The sequence below is a fragment of the Rhizobium sp. NZLR1b genome (assembly GCF_019685155.1).
In the GTDB taxonomy this organism is placed as follows: domain Bacteria; phylum Pseudomonadota; class Alphaproteobacteria; order Rhizobiales; family Rhizobiaceae; genus Rhizobium.
On the sequence record NZ_JABDWC010000019.1, the window covers coordinates 24,237 to 43,808 of the forward strand.

A 19,572-nucleotide genomic window follows, 5' to 3' on the forward strand; every position below is an offset into this window, starting at 1 on the left:
CGGAAACCATGCTGATTATCTTCGGCGGCTTGCCGGGTAGTGGAAAAACGACTGTCGCCCGCGCGCTCGCGAAACGGCTGGGAGCCGTGTATGTGAGGGTTGACACCATCGAGCAGGCGATCAGAGCGGGTGTCCCTTCAACAGACGTCGGTCCGGCAGGTTATGTTGTCGCCTATGGGGTTGCCGAGGATAATCTCACGCTCGGCCGTATGGTGATCGCCGACTCGGTCAATCCTCTTCAGATAACGCGCGACGCCTGGCTGGCAGTCGCGGCGCGATCTGCGGTGACCGCGGTCGAAGTCGAGGTGATATGTTCCGACAAGATCGAGCATCGCCGCCGGGTCGAGACGCGTAAAACCGACGTCGAAGGGCTTGTCAAACCGACGTGGCAGGAAACCGTCGAGCGGGTGTATGACCATTGGGAGCGGAGGCCGATCGTTGTCGATACGGCCGCGAAGGATGTGCAAGAGATCGTCGACGCGTTGATCGTCAGGCTGGGGATTGATCGTCCGCTTTCGATTTGATGCCGGGTCTTGTAGGGCGTGCCGTGAATGCCCTTCTGCCCTGCCGGGCATGTCCCCCATAAGGCGGGAGAATACAGGAGGCATGGACTATCGGTCCCTCTCTGCCGGCGGACGATATGTCTCTGCCGACGTTTTATGAAAAAGCAATGTCGGCGGCCGGGCGGATATCCACCGTCGCCTTGCCCGCGTCGAAACCGTCGAGCGTTTCATTGTGGTGGGCGATGATCGCGGAGAAGGTGAGGGTCGCCGTATCGCCGGTGGTGTGGCCATCGGCAATCAAAGTCACATCATATCCGAGGGAAACGGCGCGCCTGACTGTCGTGTCGACGCAAAATTGCGACATGCGGCCGCCGATGACGAGGCGGGTGACCGAGCGTTCGTTCAGGCGTTCGGCAAGATCGGTTTCGAAGAAGGAGTCGGCGCTCTTCTTGCGCACGACCACCTCGCCCTGTCTCGGCGCAATCTCCTCGCGCAGTGCCCATCCCGCCGTGCCGACGGCCAATCGATGACCGGTGTCGCCGTCATGCTGGACGAGCACGATCGGCGCGCCTGCCTGCCGAGCCTTTTCTTGCAGTGCGGCCAGCCGCGCGACGGTGCCGTCGAGCTGCATCGATCTGAGGCTGCCTCTCCAGCGTAGCTTTTCGGGAGAAGATCGCATTCTGCACGTCGATGATCAGAAGGGCCTGGGTCATTCGGGAGAGGTTTCCGTGACTGGATGGCAAAGTCGGGTCTGGGTGGCGGTATTGCTTACGAATGGCTGCTGGAGATCTTATCTGGACAGTGAAGCCGGAGAGATCTTAGTCGCACTCTTAAAGCGCGTCGCATCAAACTTGATTCATGCGACGCGCTTTAGTCCTTTGTTTTTATGCATGTCGTTATCCCGGAACCGCTGCACACTTCCGGGCGACATGCATTAGTTCCACTGGCATCGCAAAAGAAAAGCCGCCTGACATATGTTCAAGCGGCTTTCCCAATTCCAGTTCAGATCAGCGAACTTAGCTGAGCCTGCCTGCGGCGTGGGCGAGCATGGTGTAAACCTTGCCGGTATCCGAGGTGAGGTAGGACTGCGTCACCGTCCGGTTCGGGTCGGTGCGGGCAACATCGGCAAGCAGCTTTTCGAAGTCACCGATGTAGCGATCGACGGCGGTGCGGAATTCCGGTTCGCGGTCATATTTGCGCTTGATCTCGTCGAAGGTCTGCTGGCCCTTCAGCGTGTAGAGGCGACGGGTGAAGACGTCGCGCTCGCCGCGCTGGTAACGGCGCCAGAGATCGACCGAGGCGTCGTGGTCGATGGCCCGGGCAATGTCGACCGAGAGCGAGTTCAGCGATTCGACGACGTGGCGCGGATTGCGGCTGTCATTGCTGCGCGCGGCGGGTGCGGCGGTTTCCGCCGGCCGGGCCGGAGCGCGGGCAGACGCCTCGTCGGCGGCCTCCTCACGCGACGCGCCGCGCAGGAGATCGCTGATCCAGCCGCCGCTTTCCGGAGGAGCCGGCTCCTGGCGCCCTGTGTCCTGGCGAAGAGGCTGCGGGGCGGCGCGCTGCGGGGCGGCAGCGGGTGCTGTCGGCGCGATCGTTCCGCGCAGACCCGTCGCTTCGATCGGCGGGGGCGCTGCCGGCTGCGGCGCCTGGGCTGCGACCGGCTGACTTACGACCGGCTGACTTGCAACCGGCCGGGTTGCGACCGGCTGGGCGGCACGCGGGGCCGGCTGCGCCTGGGCGAGCGTGCGGGCGACGGGCTCGGAAATCTCAAGCTGCTGGCTGGAGCGGCCGACAAGCTGGGAGATATCCTGCAGCGCCTTGATCTGCTCGGCGACGGCCCGGCGCATGGCCGAGGCGCTTTCCTTGGCCTCCTCGGGAAGATCGAAGGCGCCGCGCTTCAGTTCGGCGCGTGTGGCGTCGAGCTCGTTGCGGATGTCGGCGGCGGAGCGGCGGATATCATCCGTGGCGCCGGAGAAGCGGCCGACGGCATCATCGATCGCCTCGCGCAACGCCTCCCGCATGTTCTGGGCGGCGCCGTCGGAGGCGCGGCCGGCTTCGCCGAGCATGCGCTCGACTTCCGACAGCGAGGCCGTCAGACCGCCGCGAATACGGTTGGAGAGATCGCCGGAGCGGCGCTCGACATTGGCGAAGGTGCCGTCGATCGTCGTATTGGCTTCGTCGCCGGCGCGGGTGATTGCCTCGCGCATCGTCTCGGCCGCTTCCTGGGCGCGCTTCTCGGTTTCGGTGAGAATGCGGCCGATATCGGCGAAGGAGGATTGCACGCCCTGGCGCAGATTGCCGGTCACCTGGCTTGAGCGTTGCTCTGCCCGCTCGAACACAGTCTCGATCATGCCGCCGAGGCCGAGCATGGTCTTTTCGATCTCGGCGGAGCGTTGGACGAGGCCGACGGAGAGCGTCTGCAGGGCGCTTTCGCGCTCCTCGAGCGTCGAGGCGAGATTGGACTGGGCGGCGCCGAGGAGCTGCGAGGCCTGAGTGAGGACCTTGGAGTGTTCGTCGAAGCGGCCGATGATGCCGCCGACCTGCGACAGCGTCTGGCCCGAGATGTCGGAGAGGCGGTCGACCTTGCCTTCGAGCAGCCTGGTCGAGGCCGAGACCATTTCGGCGGCCCTGTTGGCGGACTCGGCAAAACGCGTGGTGGTGTCGCCGAGACGGCCGTCGACGGTGGTCAGTTGCTCGGCGGCGCGGTTCATCATCATCGCCATCGCCGCGCTGCTTTCCGCCATGCGCTCGACGAGGCCATTGACGTTACCGACCAGGCTGTTTTCGATGGCGCTGACGGCATTGGCGACATTTTCGGTACGGGCGGCAACGGCGCTGGCGAGCGCTTCGTTTTCGGCGCGCAGACGGTCGGCGCTGAGGTTGGCTGCGGCGGTGATGCGGGCGGCGGCCTGCTCGCCGGCATCGGTATACCGGTCGATGATCGGACGGGCGGTTTCGTCGAGGATGCGCGTCAATTCGACCGAACGGCCCGACAGCATCGAGTTGAGGTCGCGGGTGCGTTCGTCGAGCGTCGAGCGGATCGAATTGCCGCGCGCTTCGAGCGCCCGGTCGATCTCGGAGAAGGTCGTATCGATCTCGCGAGCACGCTCCTCGAGATTGGAGCGGATAGCGCTGCTGCGGGCTTCCAGCGCCCGGTCGACATCCGCCATGGTGGCGGAAATCTCGCTTCCGGCTCCCGACAGCGTCAAGCGGATGGCGTCGCCGCGCGTTTCCAGAGACTGGCCGGCATCCGACAGCGCCTTGGAGATGGCATTGACCTGCGTGCCGACGATGGTTTCGGCCTCGGCGACCTTGTTGACGATTGCGTTGCCGGCTTCCGAAAAGGTCTGGGCGACGGCAGCGGCCTGGCTTGCCAGCCGGCTCTGGGCTTCAGCGACGCGGGTGACGATCTGCGACGAGCGTTCATCCATGGTGCGGGTGAATTCGTCGCTTTTCGCATTGAGATCCACAGCGAATTGCTGGCCGGTCTTGCCGAGCAGTTCGGTGGTCCTCGTTGCTTCGCCTTCCATTCCCTGGGCGGCTTCGGCAACCGCGCTGCGCAGCGTCGAGGCGAGGCCGACGGCCTTGCCTTCGATGGTGCGGTTGACGGCCTCGAGGCCGACAGTCAACGCGCGATCCATGGTGGAGAGGCGTTCCTCGATGCGTTCATTGCCGCGGTCAAGGGTTTCGCCAAGGCTCACGGTGCGGCCGTCGATAGCGCCCGTCAAGGTCGTGGCGCGGCTGTCGAGCGTCTCAGCCAGGTTGGCGGTGCGGCTGTCGATCGCCTGGGTGAGGTTTGCGGCGCTGCCTTGGAGCGTTGCCGAGATGCGCTGAGTGGCGTCGTCGCTGAGCGTGCCGATACGGGATATGCCGTCGGCCAGCACGCCGGACAGGTGGCCGCTGGCGGCTTCAACCTTTTCGGCAACGCCGCCGACACCGTCGCGGATGCGGGTCTCGATGGCCGCAAGACCGGCTTCCACACGCGATCCGGTTTCTTCGACCCGGCCAGTCAGGCTTTCGACCGATTGGTCGAGATGAGCGGAGAAGTTCTGGGTGGAGCTGGAAATCGCATTCGCCGCCTCCTGGAACCGGCTGGCGATCTGGCCGGCGCCGGCATGCATGCGATCTTCCAATGTCTGGGCGCTGGCATCGATGGCCTGACGGATCGAGGCTTCACGGTCCTCCAGCGACATTTCGAGCATGCTGACGCTCGTTGCCACCGAGGTGCCGATGCTGGTCGCATGTTCGGTCAGCGTATCGTTGATCAGCGCATGGGCTTGGTTCAGCGACAGGTCGATGGCGTTGGCGCGATCCTCAAGCGTCGTGCGGATGCGCTCATGGGCAGAGGTGAGTCCGCCTTCGATGCGTGCGGCGGCCTCGTCGGCGAGGCCTCCGAGCCGAACATGAGCATCGGTCAGGCGACCTTCGATGCGGCCGGTCAAGCCGCCGACGAGATCCTCGAAGCGGGCGCCGCCGGCATCGAGAACGCCGGAAAGGGCGGCACTATGCTCGGAGAGCGCATTTTCGAGCCTCTGCTGATTGTCGGTGTAGGCGGCGCGGATGGCATCGGTCTTGTCGGTGAAGGCGCCGGCGACGCGTGACTCGGCGCCGGAGACGGCCTCCATGATGGCGTTGCTGCGCGCTTCGAGCACACTGTCGAAGCGGCTCTGGTTGTCGTCGAGCGAAATGGCGAGCGCCATGGTCTTTTCGGCGAGCGTATCGGTGAGCCGGTCGTGAGTTGCCGTTACGGCACTGATGATTGCAGCGGTGCGGTGCCCCAAGGCTTCCTCGATGCGGGTCTGGCCCTCTTTCAGCGAGGTGGCAAGGGAGGCGGCCTTCTGGTCGAGCACACCGTTCAGGCCTTCATGCGTGCCGGAGACCGCATTGATAATTGCATCGGCGCCTGATGTCAGTGTCTCTTCGAGACGGCTCTGGCTCTCGTTCAGCGAAATGGCAAGCGCCATTGCCCGGTCGTCGAGTGTCTCGGACAGGCGGTCGTGGGTGGCGGAGACCGCAGTGAGGAAGGATTCCGAACGGCTCTCCAGCGTGTCCTGCAGGCGGTTCTGACCCTCGTTCAGGGAGGCGGCGAGCGCTGCCGACTTTTGGTCGAGGGTTTCGGAAAGACGGTCATGCGTGCCCGACACGGCCTTGAGGAAGGCTTCGGAGCGCGCTTCAAGCGTGTCTTCAATCCGCGACTGGCTCTCATTGAGCGAGATGGCGAGCGTCATCGCCTTCTCGTCCAGGGTTTCGGACAGACGATCATGCGTGCCGGAGACGGCGTTCAGCAGAGCTGCGGAGCGGGTTTCGAGCGTATCCGCAATACGGGTCTGGCCTTCGCTCAGCGCAGTGGCAAAAGCTGCCGCCTTGCCGTCCAGCGTTTCGGAGAGGCGCTCGTGAGTGCCGGAGACGGCGTTCAGCAGCGCCTCCGCACGCGTTCCAAGCGCACCCTCGATGCGGGCGCTGCGCTCGTCAAGCGAGGTTGTCAGGGCGGTTGCCTTGCTGTCCAGTGTTTCGGACAGGCGGTCATGTGTGCCGGAGACGGCGGTCAACAGGGCCGCGGAGCGGGTCTCGAGCGTATCCTCGATGCGGGCCTGGCTTTCGTTCAGGGAGATGGCGAGCGCCATGGCCTTTTCATCGAGCGTTTCGGAGAGGCGGTCATGCGTGCCGGATACGGCGCTCAGCAGCGTTTCGGAGCGGGTTTCGAGCGTATCCTCGATGCGGGCCTGGCTTTCGTTTAGAGAGATGGCGAGCGCCATCGCCTTTTCGTCGAGCGTCTCGGCAAGCCGGTCATGGGTGCTGGAGACGGCGTTGATGATGGCGTCGGAGCGGGTCGTCAGCGCTTCCTCGAAGCGGCCGTGATGTGTGGTGAGCGCCTCGACCAACGCGCCACCGCGTTCTGCCATGACACTGTCGATGCGGCCGTGGGCCGTGCCGAGCGCCTCACTGATTTCTGCCGCACGCGCCGCAAGCGCGCCGGTCAGTTCCTCGGCGCGGCCGCCGAAGGCAGCGGTCACCTGCTCGGTGCCGGCGGCAACGGCGGTCGTCAGATCGGTGGTGGTGGTGCGCAGCGTGTCGCGGAATTCGGCTGTCCGGGTCTGCAGATTGTTCTGCAGCTCGGAGGTGCCGGATGCAAGCGTCAGCGCGATTTCCGAGGTGGCGCTCTGCAGCGCCGAGGTCAGTTCGCCGGTCCGGCTGGTGAGTGCAGTGGTGATTTCATCCGCCCGGGTGCCGAGCGTGCTTTCCAGCACTTCGTGACTGGTGGCGAGTGTGGTGGCGAGCGCCAGCGACTGATCGGTCATCGACAAACCGAGCCGGTCGATGCCGGAACTGAGGATGCCGTCGATCGAATCCGAGCCGCCGGTCAGCGTCTCGTTGATGCGGGCGAGGCTCTCCATCAGCTTGGTGTCGAGCGAGCCGGTGCGTTTGTCGAAGGCGCTGGTGAATTCGGCGACTCGTTCGTCGAAGGCGGTCGACAGCTGGGCGACGGTCGTCTGCAGCCGTTCTTCGAAGAAGCCGGAGCGGACGTCGAGATCCATGACGGCATCGTCGGCGGTGGTCTGCAGGCTCTGGCGGAAGCTCGCGCCCTTTTCGTCGAGGGCGCTGTTCAGCTTCGACAGCACGTCGTCGAGCGTGCCGCCGATGGTGCGTTCGCCTGATTTCAGGCTCTCATTGATCTCGCGGGTGCGGGCGATCAGGATCTCGCTGAGCTGATGCGTGCGTTCGTTCAGCGCCGCATTCAGCTTCTCGGTGCTGCTGTCCATGGTCGAGGCGCGCGTCTCGAATTGGCTGAGCAACCTTTCGCCATGGTCGTTGAGATTGACGGAGAGCGCTTCGAGGCGGCTGTCGAATTCGGTGGCGAGCGCGAAACCCGATGCGTTCAGTGTCTGCAACAGGCTATCGGTCTTGGCGGCGAGCAGGCTGCCCATCGACTGCAGGGCGTTGTCCGATCGTTCCAAAATCGTCGCGGCGCGCGTGTCGATCAGCGAGGCGAAGGCTTCGCCCGATGTGGAGAGCCGCACCGCGATCTCTTCGGTCGCAAGCGACAGCTCTTCCTTCAACTGGTCGTGGACGCTGCCGATCGAGGTACGGATGCGGTCGGCGTGGTTGACGATTGCCTCGCGCTCGGAGCCGAGTTCGTGGACGAGACCACGGACGCGCAACTCATTGTCGGCATAGGAACGTTCAAGTGCATTGACTTCGGAATGGACGAGCGTTTCCAGCTCGGACGCACGCGCGATGGTGCGCTCGATGCCTTCATTCATCGCCGAGACCTCACGGCGGACGGCCTGGCCGACGGTCATGATGCGCTCGGAGGCGATGGTTTCGGGCTCCGCCAGGCGCAATGCCACCTCTGCCATGGAACGGGCGGCGTTGCGCATGTCCTGGGCGCGGGCGATCATGATGGCGAAAGCATAGAACATCATGACGGGAATGATGATGCCGACGAGGCCGGCGATGACGCCCGGCAGGGCGACGAGATCGGCGAGCGAACGGATCTGCCAGATCTGAGGCGCATAAAGCAGCGACATCAGGCCGAGCCCGCCCATGACCCAAAGCACCGAGAAGAGGGTGGCGGTGCGCACCGCTGAGCGGCTGGAGGCGCCGTCGAAGGATTTCAGTATCGAGGCGGGCGTATTGCGACTGGCATCGTTTGCGGGCGCGAAGGCCGGCCCCCGGGATGTCTGCTCGCCGGCGGCGGCGCGGCGGCTACGGCGCTGCGCTTCTTCCTGGGCCTGCTGGTTACGCGCGTTCACTGGATCAGACACATTAGCCTCCGGGGCTTCAGGCGCGTCGCCGCGGCGAGACGGCACGTTATCTTTGCCGAAGTCGATCTGGAGCGCCTCGTCCAATGCCTTGAACGCCTTGTCCTCAACCGACTCGTTATATTTGTTGTTCGCCATTGGTTACGCCTCGTTACTGTCGGCCGGTCTGGCAGCGCAATCCCGGGCTTCCGCCTCACCCGGGGAACAACTTTGCCGTTCCAGCCTTCCATCCCAACGACGGACGGATTAAGCATGTCATTTCAGAGTAGATAGCCGCTTTTTCAAACGGAAGGTATCAAAACACTACCATTATCCACTCACTCGGCAAAGGCGCGTACCATAAACCCGCTCCACCAGTATCGTAGTGACACATCTGGGCTCCTCACACAATTAATGAAGGCTTGAGATTTGAGGCTCGTTAACCTGTTGTTAACATCTTTAAATCCGTAGCACCGCTTAAAAACCAATAATTTAGCGATATTTAACGGACGTTAACCATGTGGCGAGATTTCCGCCCGGAATGTGCCGGAATTTAACGTGATGGCCACCCTCCTGACGCAGAACTGTTGGAACTGCGCACGACACGAGACGGGAGAATTGGCAATGGCAGCTCAGATGGCAGCATTGAACATCGTATTCGAGGCGCCGGATAATGCAAAGGGACCCTGTCCCTCGAAGGTCCGGCCAATCGATCTGGTTCATCTCGCCAAGCAGACGATGGGCGACAAGACGTTGGAAATCGAAGTCCTTCAGATGTTTGCGCGCCAGGCTCGTGCATGTCTGCAGGATATTGCGAGCGGCGAAACCATCCGCGTCGGCGCGGCCGCGCACCGCCTGAAGGGCGCGGCAAGTTCGGTCGGCGCGTTCCGCGTGTCGCAGACGGCTGAGGCCGTCGAGGAAAACGGCGGCGATGCCGGTGCGACGGCAGCGCTCGGTGCAGCCGTCATCGACGCCGAGAATTTCATTCTGAAGCTCTGCCGCGGCTGATTTCTTTCTCTAGACCGTTCAAACAAGGACCCGTTGTTCCATTGCGGAACCACGGGTCTTTTTGCGACCTGTGGCATGACGCTTTGGAGACGGCGGGTGAAACCCCAATCTGCGAGGCTATAGTGAATTTCCCGATGTTGACTGACGCGTCGAATTGTCGGAAGAAAATCCGCCCATCATTTGAAGACCGGAAATAGTCCTGATGCCCAAACTTACCATCGTCGCCTTCGACGGCACGCGCTTCGACCTCGACGTCGACCAAGGCTCCACCGTGATGGAGAATGCCGTGCGCAATTCGGTGCCCGGCATCGAGGCCGAGTGCGGCGGCGCCTGTGCCTGCGCGACCTGTCATGTCTATGTCGACGAGGCGTGGACCGAACAGGTCGGTCAGCCGGAAGCGATGGAAGAGGATATGCTCGACTTCGCCTTCGATGTGCGCCCGACCTCGCGGCTGTCCTGTCAGATCCGCATGAAGTCTGTCTATGACGGTCTCGTGGTGCACGTGCCGGAACGCCAGGCTTAAGCGCGCTGCGCTTCAAACTTCGCCAGAATTCGTCCAGAAAAAAAGACGCCTCGCGCGCTTGAGCGAGCGAGGCGAGGCGGGCGCATTACCTACGGATGAGGGAGGAACATCCGCGGCTTCGGAACGCGCCAGGAGAACCCAGCGATGAAAGTGCAGATGCCGTACCTGAACTTTCGAATGTGTTCATATTAACGCGTTCCGGTTGAGTCTGCCAGGATGAAAAATGACCATTAAATCACTGGGGAGGGTGCAAGTTTCGCACAAGTTTTGTTGTGCAGCTAAGGTTTTCCGCTCGCAACCAGACTAAAAAAGCCTTATTTTTCGCCGGCTCGGCCGTTGATTCGATTGTTCAGCAACCTCAGCATACGCTTCTGGAAATTGACCGCTTCGACCCGGTCGAATCGCGCCTGCTGCCGATCGTGCTCGTCTATACCGCGAGCTGATTCGCCAGTGACGAGTTCCTGCATGGCCTCGCAGCTGCGCTGCTGCGGCAGCGCGCGAATGGCGCGTTCCATGGCGCGGGCCTGATCGCGGGCGATTTCGGCATGGCGCTCCTCGTGGCGCTTGATATCGCTCGACAGGGCATCCCAGATCATCGACAGCTCCTTGCTGGCGCCCTTGCGGCTGCTCCAGCGCGGCAGGATGATCTGCGTGTGGACCGTGACTTTGACGCTGCCAACGCGGCAACGGCCGTTATCCTGGATATAGGTGGCTTCACCGCCAAAGCGGATCTTCGTTGCGCCGGGATGGCGCGCCGAGGAGCCGCTCGACGTCGGGCCGCGCCGGCTGAGTTCGCGGTCGAGCTCATCCGCGGTTTTGCCGCGGATGTCGAAATAGGAGTAGCTTTTCGATGCGATCACTTCTGCCGCCGCTGGGCTGCAGACGGAAAGAGCAATGGAAAAGGCGATAGGAAGGACCATATAACGCACTGCAAGCGGCATTCTGAACGCAACCCGTGTTGAAATCGACCGGAGCTTGGGGCATAGCCACCACAAGCGCAATATCGGATGGCGCTTTTTTCGTGATCAATGGGATAAGTCTGGTGACAGGGCTCGAAGGCAGTTTATGGCGTGTGGGCCATGGCCGGCAGATCGAACTCGGCCGTCGTTCTCTCATCATGGCGATCATCAACGTGACGCCGGACTCCTTTTCCGACGGCGGACGTTTTGAAACCGTCGAGGCGGCGGTCGAACACGCGCTGCGGGCAGTGAGCGAGGGGGCCGGGATTGTCGATATCGGCGGCGAATCGACCCGGCCGAACGCAGCATCCGTCAGCCCTTCCGAGGAGCAGGCGCGCGTGCTGCCCGTCATCGAGGCGCTACGCGGGCGCACTCAGGCGCTGATCTCGATCGATACCTATCGCGCCGAGACGGCGCGGCTGGCGGTCAGTGCCGGCGCCCATATCGTCAACGACGTCTTCGGGCTGCAGAAGGAGCCCGATATCGCCGACATCGCCGCGGCGACCGGGGCCGGGCTCTGCATCATGCATACCGGCCGCGACAGGGCGAAGCTTCCCGATGTGATCGCCGACCAGGTGCATTTTCTGAAACGGTCGCTTGCGATCGCCCAGGCCGCCGGCGTCAGCAGCGATCGCATCGTGCTCGATCCGGGCTTCGGCTTCGCCAAGGAGACGGCGGAGGAGAATCTCGAACTGATGGCGCGGTTTTCCGAACTTTCCCGCTTTGGCCTGCCGCTGCTCGCCGGCACGTCACGCAAGCGCTTCCTCGGCGCGGTGACGGGACGTGAGGCGCCGGACCGAGACGCGGCGACGGCTGTCACCAGCGCCCTGCTCAGACTTCAAGGCGCTGCGGTTTTTCGGGTGCACAATGTCGCAATCAACAGGGATGCGCTCGACATCGTCGATGCTATGCTGAATGCGCGCCAGGAATTCGAGAGGAAGCGGCCGACATGACCACCTACACGATCACGCTGCAGAACTGCGCCTTCTTTGCGCGCCACGGCGTGCATGACGAGGAGGAATTCCTCGGCCAGCGCTTCTTCGTCGATGCCGAGCTCGATGTCGTTGCCGGCGAGGCGCTGGAAAGCGATTCGATCAACGATACCGTCAATTACGGCATCGCCTTCACCGTGATCGAGCAGATCGTCACGGGCAAGCGGCGTTACCTGATCGAGGCCCTGGCGCTCGATATCGCCAAGGGGCTGTGCGAGACATTCCCGCAGGTCCGGCGGGCGAAGATCACGGTGCGCAAGCCGAACGCGCCGGTGCCCGGCGTGCTCGATTTCGTGCAGGTGAGCGTTGAGCACTTTGCCTGAGGCCGCATGGCAATCGGCCACACTCGGTCTCGGCGGCAATGTCGGCGATCCCGTCAAGGCGATGGCCGCCGCACTGCAGAGGCTGGACGAACGAGATGACTGCCGGGTGACGGCGGTCTCCCGGCTCTATCGCACGCCGCCCTGGGGCAAGACCGACCAATCCTTCTTCTTCAACGCCTGCGCCGCCGTCGAGACCCGATTGGAACCCGAGGCTTTGCTCGATGTCTGCCTGTCGATCGAACGGGAGATGAAACGCGAGCGCATCGAGCGCTGGGGTCCGCGCACGCTCGATATCGACGTGCTGACCTATGGCGACGTCATTCAGGAGGCGCCGCGGCTGGAACTGCCGCATCCGCGCATGACCAATCGCGGTTTCGTGCTGATGCCGCTCGCCGATATCGCGGCGGACATTTTCGTCAAGGGCAGGGCGATCAGCGATTGGCTGTCGGATGCTGATGTGGCGGGCATCGAAGTCGCCGATAACAGCCGCGACTGGTGGCTCAAAAGCTGAAGCGGAGATCCTGAAACGGAAAACGGCGGGAAACCCGCCGCTTCAGGAAAATCCACTATACGATTTATCTATTCGATAGAACCGACGGCCATCTCGTCGACCTGGCGGGTCAGTGTCAGACCGATGACCGGGATCATCTGGCTTTCGACCTTGACGGAAACGGTGACATTCATCGTCTTGTCGTCCCGCACCCGGGCGATCATCGCGCCGTTCAGCTTGGCGCGGTTGATGCCGACGACGACGGTATCCTCAGAAACGGCGCCGGAGACGACGTCAAGCCCCTTGCCGGCGGCGCCGTCGAGGAACTTGCCCTTGTAGGTCGAGCCCGACTGCGAGATGACGGCGGTCATCGGTTGCTTGAAGACGCCGACGCGGCAGGTGCCGTCGAGCTTGATGCCGGCGCCACTGTCGCCAGTCGGCTCACCGATCAGATTGCAGGTGAATTTGGTGCCCTTGTACTTGCCGGCAACGATTTCGCCCGGGCCCTTCCAGGAGCCGGTGACGGAATCGAAGAAGGCCTTGTCACGGGTTGCAGCGGTGGCTGCCGGAGCGACATCTGCGACGGGAGACAGTGCCGCGGCGGCCAGACCGCATATAATAAGAAGCTTGCGCGAATACATGGATTTTCCTTGGCAAACACCACTCACGAACTGGCTGCAAGTTTTGCCGAAGAATGGTTAATCCTTCCTTTCAATCATGTCGAAATGCGATGCGGCACAGGGCTTTCGCGCGGCTGTAATTTCAGCATACCGCCATTATCGCTTTGAATCCGCTGTAATTTCTTCCGCTTCACGCAAGGGGAGGAGAAAGCCGCGGAATCGCTGCTTCGTTCAAGGAGTGTTGCCGCGCGGCGACATGGAGGGGGCGAGATCGCCGATGAAATCACCGATTCCCGGTCGCTTCAGGGCGTGGAAGGCGAGCGGGCGGCAGAGATCCATCGCCGCGATTCCGATACGGGCGGTCATCAGGCCGTTGATGACGCCTTCGCCGAGTCTTGCCGAGAGCTTCGAGGCCAGCCCGTGGCCGAGCACCTGCTGGGCGAGGCTGTCGCCGACGGCGATCGAGCCGGTGACCGCCAGATGCGCCAACACGTCACGCAGCAGACGGAACATGCCGAGCGTGCCGGGGCGGCCGCCGTAGAGCTCGGCCATGGCGCGGATCAGCCGCACGGCCTCATAGAGCACATAGAGCAGATCGACCACGGCGCGCGGGCTGACGGCGGTGACGATCGAGACGCGCTTCGAGGCGTTGACGATCAAGGCGCGAGCCTTGCGGTCGAGCGGAGCGAGCAATTCCCGTTCGGCAAGCGCAATCAGGTGCGGGGGATCGATGACCTCGCCCTCGGTCGCCTTCAGCGTGGTGCGGCCGTTCGATGTTTCGGGATTGGCGGAAAGCAGCGTGATCAGGCGGGCGACGACGGCGCGCGCCTTTGCCGGCCGGGTTTCGACCATTGCGGCTTCCGCTTCGGCCTTGATCGCCTGGACAGCGGCAAGGCGCATCATGCCTAATGTCTCGCGGATGACGAGGGCAAACACGGCGAGAATGCCGACCGCGAGCACGGCAAGGGCTGCATAACCCAACCAGTCGGCGCGGGTGAAGAGATCGCGGATCAGGCTGTCGGTCCAGAGGCCGAGGCCTAGCGACAACAGGATGCCGAAGGCGCCGGCGGCGATCTTGCCGAAGGAGGTCCGACGTCTCAGCGGCGTTGCCACGGGCACTGCGCTCAGATCCTTGTCGGGATTGAGGAAGGGATCGTCTTCATCGGCCGTCACGACGACGTTTTCGGAGAAGCTTTCCGGCCTGCGCCGCTGCTCTCGTTGGCGGCCGTTATCATGACGCTCGGTGGCCTCGTCCTCGTAGGTGAAGACCGCCGGTGGGCGGCGTGGCGGCTCGGACGGAGGCTTGCTCATGCGAGACGGTCTCCGAACAGGAACTGCATGGCCCGGTCGAGGCGGATATGCGGTACCGACAGCTTGATGCCGCCGCCGGTTTCCTCAAGCTGCGGCGGGCGGAACCTGACGACGTTGACATCGGGCAGTTGCAGGCCGGTCTCGCCCGAGGCGATGCGGTCGAACAGGCTTTCCGGATCCTCCGGCAGGTCGCCGGGAAAGATTGCGGTCTTTCTCTGCCCGTCGAAGCGCTCGCCGGCAATGGTTTCCCCCTCCATCGGCGTGCCGACGATGACCGGCAGTTCATGACCCTCACGCTTGACCGAGGCTTCGCGGGTGGCGCGCACGGAGGCCAGCGCCATGACGTCGATGCCGGCACCGGCCATGCCGATGCGGTCGATGGCACGATCGACCAGGCGGCGGGTCAGGGCATCGAGCCGGTCGTGGCTTTCATGGTGGAGATGATCGGCCTTGGTGGCGGCAACCAGCACGCGGTCGATGCGGCGCCCGAGCAGCGAGGAGAGCAGCGAATTGGTGCCTGGGCGGAAACAGGCGAGCACATCGGTCAGGGCGCGTTCCAGATCCTGCACGGCTTCAGGGCCGCGGTTCATCGCCTGGAGTGCATCGACCAGCACGATCTGGCGGTCGAGCCGGGCGAAATGCTCCCGGAAGAAGGGTTTGACGACGACCGATTTATAAGCCTCGTAACGCCGTTCCATCATCGTCCAGAGCGAGCCGCGGCCGGGACGCCCGTCCGGCGGCAGAGCGAGCGGCGCGAAAGTCAGCGCAGGCGACCCGTCGAGATCGCCCGGCAGCAGCAGGCGGCCGGGCGGCAGGGTGGAGAGCGAGCGTTCGTCGGCCTTGCAGGCCTTGAGATAATCGGCAAAGGCGGTGGCGAGGTCGCGAGCGACCATTTCGTCGGCGCCGGCGTTGATATCGGCGGCATGCGTCAGCGCCAGCCATCCACGCGACAGTTCCGAGCGGACGCCGGTTTGCGCCAGCGCCAGCGTTTCCTCGCTGAAGGTGCGGTAATCCTTGCCGAGCAGCGGCAGGTCGAGCAGCCATTCGCCGGGATAATCGACGATGTCGATCGACAGGCGACCGGGCGAAAACAGCCGGTTCCATCCGCTGGCGCTCTGATAGTCCAGCGTGATGCGCAGTTCGGAAATGGCGCGGGTCGAATCCGGCCAGATACGGTCCTTCACCAGCGCGCGGATATGGTCCTCGTACTGGAAGCGCGGCACGGCATCGTCGGGCTGCGGCTCCAGCCGCACCGCCGAGACGCGGCCGGATTGCACCGGCTCGAACAGCGGCAGGCGGCCGCCATGCAGGAGATTGTGAACCAGCGAGGAAATGAAGACCGTCTTGCCGGAGCGGGAGAGGCCGGTGACGCCGAGCCGCACGGTCGGATTGACGAGGCCGCTCGCCCGATCGGCGAGATTGTCGAGGGCGATGCGGGCGTCATCGGCAAAGGATGTCAAGCGTGGCGGCAAGGCGCGATTCCGGTTGGTGACTGCCGGCAATATAGGAAGGGCACGCCGCCCGAAAAAGACGCGGCGCGAAAGCTTTCAGACGATCACAAAATCGGCGAGGCGCCAGACGGCGGCGGAAGCGTCGTAATCGACGACGGCAAGGCCAGCCGTCGGGAAGCCGCCGGGAAGGGCGCCGACCATCGCCTCATGGCCAATCAGCGCCTCCAGCGTCTGCTCCATGGTCGGATTGTGGCCGACCAGCATGACGGCCGCCTCATCCTGGGCATCGACGATCTCGAGATAGGTGTCGACCGTGGCGTTGTAGAGCGCATCGACATAACGCACGTCGAGTGCAACGCCCATTGCCCGGTGGACGGCGCCGGCGGTGTCGCGGCAGCGCAGCGCCGTCGAACTGATCACAAGATCGGGACGGTAGCCCTTGTCGGCGGCCTTGTCGGCGATGATCTCCGCATCGCCAAAGCCCTTTTCGTTGAGCGGCCGGTCGAAATCGCGCTGCCCGGGGTCGGCCCAGGCGGCCTCGGCATGACGCAGGAGATAGATGCGGTTGGGCGGAGGCAGCGGTACGGTCATGGGCAAATCCAGGATCGGGTGGGTCTTTTCAGTAGCGGTTGCAATCGGCCGCCGTCAATCGCCAGCCATGCCGCAACGGCGCAAAACGTGGCTGACAACACGGCGTTTTGAAGGCGAAGAAAAAAACGGAAGCCGGAATAACCATGACAAAATAGATCGTTAGCCTAAAATTGTAACAGATTTAAAAATCTGTTTACCTGTCGTATTTGGCTTGAACCGCGGCTAGCGCTTGGGATATACACCCGGCCAGATGAGATGTTCTTCAGGAGAATCGCGTTGAGTGAGAAGATCGATCTTAGCAATTACGTTCCCTCGGAAGAGGAAGAGTTCATGAACGTAAACCAGCGTGCCTACTTTAGGACGAAGCTGGTTGCATGGAGAAATGATATCCTTAGAGAAGCGCGTGAAACCCTCGACCATCTGGCCGAGGAAAGCGCAAACCATCCCGACCTCGCCGACCGGGCGTCGTCGGAAACTGATCGGGCGATCGAACTTCGCGCCCGTGACAGGCAGAGAAAGCTGATTTCCAAGATCGACGCGGCACTGCAGCGCATCGAAGACGGCACTTACGGCTTTTGCGAGGAAACCGGCGAACCGATCGGCCTCAAGCGTCTCGACGCCCGCCCGATCGCGACGCTGTCGATCGAGGCGCAGGAGCGCCACGAACGCCGCGAAAAGGTCTATCGCGACGAATAATGGTCTTCATGCAGAGATGAGAACAGAACAAGCGCCGCGATCCGATCGCGGCGCTTTTTTCGTTGATCACTGTTCTACGGCGTAATTGCCTGTCGCCAGAGGTTTCCACGATTGCTCCCGCTCGGTCTCCATGGAGAGGTCAATCACCACAAGGGCGCCATTTCTGATCCGCCGCCGCATGATGTCTGCCCGCTCAGGAGCCGTCCGGACCATGCCTTTGTCGTGAAGAGCCCGCAGCCGCGAACGTGAAAGCTTCAGTTCCGAGGCCAGCAGACGGTCGAGGCGGGTGCTTGTTGGAAACGGCACCATCAGTTCGATTGCCAATCTCGTCCAATTGGCAGTTTCGTGCTGCATTTCCTTCGCGATTTCAAATTCGGCAAACTCATCCATACGCAGCGATTTGTGTCGGAGAGCATCGAGGTTGAAGCTTTCCGCGCGGATCCAGTCCGGATCGTTGGATTGCAAAGCGTCAAGAACGGCAGGATCGATGTCGCGGACATTCCGGCGCTCGAGGATCGGCCGGTTCCATGTCCGTTCGCAGGTCAGGCATTTGTAGATAAGCCAGGCGTCCAGCTTGCGGCCGTTGGCATTGAGCCGGATCTTGCCGCTGGACTGAAAGGCTCTCAGGCCTCCGCATCCGCCGCATGCAATCCAAGGCCGGGGCGCTGTCTTGGGAATAATGGTCCATCGGACCCGAAGCGTCTTGCACATATCGTCTTGGTCTTCCGTTCGGAAGCCCATCGAGATGGTGCGTGAGAAGACCCTTGCGGGCGCGGTGTGGCGATGTTGTGGGCGGCTGAAGACCTGAGACAGCGGAGCTGCACTTGGCACATTGTAACAATGCCAAACCGGTCTCTCGCCACCACCCGATGAACATGTTCGCATGCCGCCAGCGTGTCGCTAGGCGGCAGTACGGGTGAAACTGGAGTGAGACCGGAATTTATTTAGGCAATATGTAACCTCGAATGCGCCGACGCTCTTCACCCTGATCGATACCAAATGATCGGCATGATGGGGAGGCCGGAGGCATTCGGAAACGGAAAAAGCCGCGGCATGCGGCTTTTGTGCAACTTGATGATGAAAACGAAGGCGCAGCAACCCGGTTTCACGCGGACGCGTTTGCCTCATTTGTCGCGGTTGACGCTCATCTCGCCGAAGATGCGGGCCACTTCCTTCTGCAGCTCGGTATCGGCGCCGGTGATCGGAGCAAGATCGGGATCGCGGCGCGGCAGGTTGCCCGGCTGCGGTATGGCTTGGCGGGGGGCCTGGTTCGCCGGCACCGGGACGATGCGTTCGGCCGTCAGATTGTTCGACATCTCCTCATCCAGCACCCGCTGGAAATCGCCGCGGATTGCCGCTGCCGACTGCGCAGCCGCATCGGCCTCTGCCGTACCAGGTGCGGCGCGGGCGGCGGCCGGCACGTGGACAGGCGGGGCGGAGATCTCGGGTTCAATGCGCTGCTGCGGCAGCACGCGCTGGCGGGCGGCATCGAGGATCTCGGCCGCACTTGCTGTATCGTGGAAAGATGCAGGCTGTGCGACCGGAGGAGCGACGGGACGCTCCGGCGGGCGCGGCTGCGGCGGGGCGGCAGGCACAGGAGAGTCGCGTTCGACCGACAGCGTCATGGGGTTTGCCGGAAGAGGGCTCGTCGCCACGGGCGGGGCGACAGCCGGCGGGGCAGGCGGTTCGGGGCGCGGGAGCGGCACCGGCGAAACCGGCGCGGAGAAGGAAGGCTCGGCCGCCGGCTCGATGCGGGCTGCAACGGGGCCTGCGACTGGGGTCGCGACCGGCGGGTGGGGCGGAGAAACCGCCGGCGTTTCCGGCCGCGCTGGGGGTATTGGCCGCTGCTCGACGAGTTGCGGGCGGTTGGCGCTTTCCGGCTGTTCGGTCGCTCCCGGCAGGATACGGCTTTCGATGACGATATCGCTCGGGCCGCCGATCATGATCAGGTGCTCGACGTCGTCGCGGCGCACCAGCACCAGCCGGCGACGGGTATCGACAGCTGCGGCATCCAGCACCTGCAGGCGAGGCTGGCGGTTGCGGCCGCCGCGCAAGAAGGGCGAGGGTGCCCGTCTGCGGATCACCCAGAGCACGAGGATGAGCAAGAGAAGCGCCAGACCGACGCCACCGGCCGCAAGCAGGAAACGGCTGCCATAAGCTCCGACAACATCACCCAACATAATCACTCACTCCATTTCACATTTCGGCACATATTGACGACTTTTCCGTTCCTTAGGCAAGGGCCGCCGGTGCTGTCCAGTCACGGGAGAACGCGATTTCGTGTTTCGCTGCTTGGCGCCCGGCGACCATGCGCTCGGGTGGCCGGGTTGAGCTTCAGGGGCAGATGGCGCTGTTGCCTGTGA

15 protein-coding genes and 1 pseudogene are annotated in these 19,572 nt (G+C 63.2%); 7 read left to right on the top strand and 9 right to left on the bottom strand.

Annotation, left to right across the window (positions count from 1 at the left end; all coding sequences use genetic code 11):
* The first annotated feature begins 8 nt into the window (after nucleotides 1-8).
* Nucleotides 9-524, top strand: a complete 516-nt coding sequence (locus tag HJB84_RS23615; RefSeq protein ID WP_221117077.1) for an AAA family ATPase — start codon at nucleotides 9-11, stop codon at nucleotides 522-524.
* Nucleotides 525-657: 133 nt separating this feature from the next.
* On the opposite strand, the pseudogene HJB84_RS23620 reads toward HJB84_RS23615, so the two are convergent.
* Both HJB84_RS23620 and HJB84_RS23625 read right to left on the bottom strand, forming a co-directional pair.
* A pseudogene (locus HJB84_RS23620) lies at nucleotides 658-1,216 on the bottom strand (cysteine hydrolase family protein).
* A 303-nt stretch (nucleotides 1,217-1,519) separates the two neighbouring features.
* Nucleotides 1,520-8,404 (bottom strand): hypothetical protein, encoded by a 6,885-nt coding sequence (locus HJB84_RS23625; protein WP_221117078.1) that lies wholly within the window; start codon nucleotides 8,402-8,404, stop codon nucleotides 1,520-1,522.
* A 465-nt stretch (nucleotides 8,405-8,869) separates the two neighbouring features.
* Between HJB84_RS23625 and HJB84_RS23630 the strand changes: the two genes are divergently transcribed.
* Together HJB84_RS23630 and HJB84_RS23635 are read left to right on the top strand one after the other, a co-directional pair.
* Nucleotides 8,870-9,253: an Hpt domain-containing protein gene (locus tag HJB84_RS23630; protein ID WP_007629359.1), complete on the top strand. Its 384-nt coding sequence runs from the start codon at nucleotides 8,870-8,872 to the stop codon at nucleotides 9,251-9,253.
* 202 nt (nucleotides 9,254-9,455) lie between these two features.
* Complete coding sequence (locus tag HJB84_RS23635; protein ID WP_207580664.1) at nucleotides 9,456-9,776, top strand: 2Fe-2S iron-sulfur cluster-binding protein; 321 nt, start codon at nucleotides 9,456-9,458, stop codon at nucleotides 9,774-9,776.
* A gap of 314 nt (nucleotides 9,777-10,090) precedes the next feature.
* Here HJB84_RS23635 and HJB84_RS23640 read toward each other — a convergent pair whose 3' ends face one another.
* Nucleotides 10,091-10,717 carry a DUF922 domain-containing Zn-dependent protease gene (locus HJB84_RS23640; RefSeq protein ID WP_207580663.1) on the bottom strand — a complete coding sequence of 209 codons (627 nt, stop codon included), beginning with the start codon at nucleotides 10,715-10,717 and terminating at the stop codon, nucleotides 10,091-10,093.
* A 101-nt stretch (nucleotides 10,718-10,818) separates the two neighbouring features.
* On the opposite strand from HJB84_RS23640, the gene folP reads away from it, so the two are divergent.
* The 3 genes from folP to folK are packed head-to-tail and all read left to right on the top strand — an operon-like array spanning nucleotide 10,819 to nucleotide 12,561.
* Nucleotides 10,819-11,688, top strand: a complete 870-nt coding sequence (gene folP / locus HJB84_RS23645) for a dihydropteroate synthase (RefSeq protein ID WP_207580662.1) — start codon at nucleotides 10,819-10,821, stop codon at nucleotides 11,686-11,688.
* On the top strand, nucleotides 11,685-12,050 hold the full coding sequence (gene folB, locus HJB84_RS23650) for a dihydroneopterin aldolase (protein ID WP_003579602.1): 366 nt from the start codon (nucleotides 11,685-11,687) through the stop codon (nucleotides 12,048-12,050). The genes folP and folB overlap by 4 nt, the downstream gene beginning before the upstream one ends.
* Nucleotides 12,043-12,561 (top strand): 2-amino-4-hydroxy-6-hydroxymethyldihydropteridine diphosphokinase, encoded by a 519-nt coding sequence (gene folK, locus HJB84_RS23655; RefSeq protein WP_221117114.1) that lies wholly within the window; start codon nucleotides 12,043-12,045, stop codon nucleotides 12,559-12,561. The genes folB and folK overlap by 8 nt, the downstream gene beginning before the upstream one ends.
* Before the next feature lie 68 nt (nucleotides 12,562-12,629).
* Here folK and HJB84_RS23660 read toward each other — a convergent pair whose 3' ends face one another.
* The 4 genes from HJB84_RS23660 to HJB84_RS23675 all read right to left on the bottom strand — a co-directional run bounded on the left by HJB84_RS23660 (nucleotide 12,630) and on the right by HJB84_RS23675 (nucleotide 16,513).
* Nucleotides 12,630-13,181 carry a hypothetical protein gene (locus tag HJB84_RS23660; protein WP_207580661.1) on the bottom strand — a complete coding sequence of 184 codons (552 nt, stop codon included), beginning with the start codon at nucleotides 13,179-13,181 and terminating at the stop codon, nucleotides 12,630-12,632.
* A gap of 210 nt (nucleotides 13,182-13,391) precedes the next feature.
* Nucleotides 13,392-14,471 (bottom strand): YcjF family protein, encoded by a 1,080-nt coding sequence (locus HJB84_RS23665; protein WP_221117079.1) that lies wholly within the window; start codon nucleotides 14,469-14,471, stop codon nucleotides 13,392-13,394.
* Complete coding sequence (locus HJB84_RS23670) at nucleotides 14,468-15,943, bottom strand: YcjX family protein (protein WP_221117080.1); 1,476 nt, start codon at nucleotides 15,941-15,943, stop codon at nucleotides 14,468-14,470. Before HJB84_RS23670 ends, HJB84_RS23665 begins: the two co-directional genes overlap by 4 nt.
* A gap of 75 nt (nucleotides 15,944-16,018) precedes the next feature.
* The gene (locus tag HJB84_RS23675) at nucleotides 16,019-16,513 is read right to left on the bottom strand and encodes a histidine phosphatase family protein (RefSeq protein ID WP_207580658.1); all 495 of its coding nucleotides are present in this window, start codon (nucleotides 16,511-16,513) and stop codon (nucleotides 16,019-16,021) included.
* Between the two features lie 276 nt (nucleotides 16,514-16,789).
* Between HJB84_RS23675 and dksA the strand changes: the two genes are divergently transcribed.
* Nucleotides 16,790-17,209, top strand: a complete 420-nt coding sequence (gene dksA / locus HJB84_RS23680; protein WP_164014196.1) for an RNA polymerase-binding protein DksA — start codon at nucleotides 16,790-16,792, stop codon at nucleotides 17,207-17,209.
* A gap of 66 nt (nucleotides 17,210-17,275) precedes the next feature.
* On the opposite strand, the gene HJB84_RS23685 is transcribed toward dksA, so the two are convergent.
* On the bottom strand, nucleotides 17,276-17,920 hold the full coding sequence (locus HJB84_RS23685; RefSeq protein ID WP_221117081.1) for a DUF1062 domain-containing protein: 645 nt from the start codon (nucleotides 17,918-17,920) through the stop codon (nucleotides 17,276-17,278).
* A gap of 413 nt (nucleotides 17,921-18,333) precedes the next feature.
* Entirely contained in the window at nucleotides 18,334-19,389 is a 1,056-nt protein-coding gene (locus tag HJB84_RS23690; protein ID WP_207580656.1) for a flagellar biosynthetic protein FliO, read from the bottom strand.
* Between the last annotated feature and the right edge of the window lie 183 nt (nucleotides 19,390-19,572).

Excerpts from the sequence above, each read along its gene's own strand:
- HJB84_RS23615 (WP_221117077.1), top strand. The coding sequence starts at position 9 with ATGCTGATTATCTTCGGCGGCTTGCCGGGTAGTGGAAAAACGACTGTC.
- HJB84_RS23625 (WP_221117078.1), bottom strand. The coding sequence starts at position 8,404 with ATGGCGAACAACAAATATAACGAGTCGGTTGAGGACAAGGCGTTCAAG.
- HJB84_RS23630 (WP_007629359.1), top strand. The coding sequence starts at position 8,870 with ATGGCAGCTCAGATGGCAGCATTGAACATCGTATTCGAGGCGCCGGAT.
- HJB84_RS23635 (WP_207580664.1), top strand. The coding sequence starts at position 9,456 with ATGCCCAAACTTACCATCGTCGCCTTCGACGGCACGCGCTTCGACCTC.
- HJB84_RS23640 (WP_207580663.1), bottom strand. The coding sequence starts at position 10,717 with ATGCCGCTTGCAGTGCGTTATATGGTCCTTCCTATCGCCTTTTCCATT.
- folB (WP_003579602.1), top strand. The coding sequence starts at position 11,685 with ATGACCACCTACACGATCACGCTGCAGAACTGCGCCTTCTTTGCGCGC.
- HJB84_RS23660 (WP_207580661.1), bottom strand. The coding sequence starts at position 13,181 with ATGTATTCGCGCAAGCTTCTTATTATATGCGGTCTGGCCGCCGCGGCA.
- HJB84_RS23665 (WP_221117079.1), bottom strand. The coding sequence starts at position 14,471 with ATGAGCAAGCCTCCGTCCGAGCCGCCACGCCGCCCACCGGCGGTCTTC.
- HJB84_RS23675 (WP_207580658.1), bottom strand. The coding sequence starts at position 16,513 with ATGACCGTACCGCTGCCTCCGCCCAACCGCATCTATCTCCTGCGTCAT.
- HJB84_RS23685 (WP_221117081.1), bottom strand. The coding sequence starts at position 17,920 with ATGTGCAAGACGCTTCGGGTCCGATGGACCATTATTCCCAAGACAGCG.
- HJB84_RS23690 (WP_207580656.1), bottom strand. The coding sequence starts at position 19,389 with ATGTTGGGTGATGTTGTCGGAGCTTATGGCAGCCGTTTCCTGCTTGCG.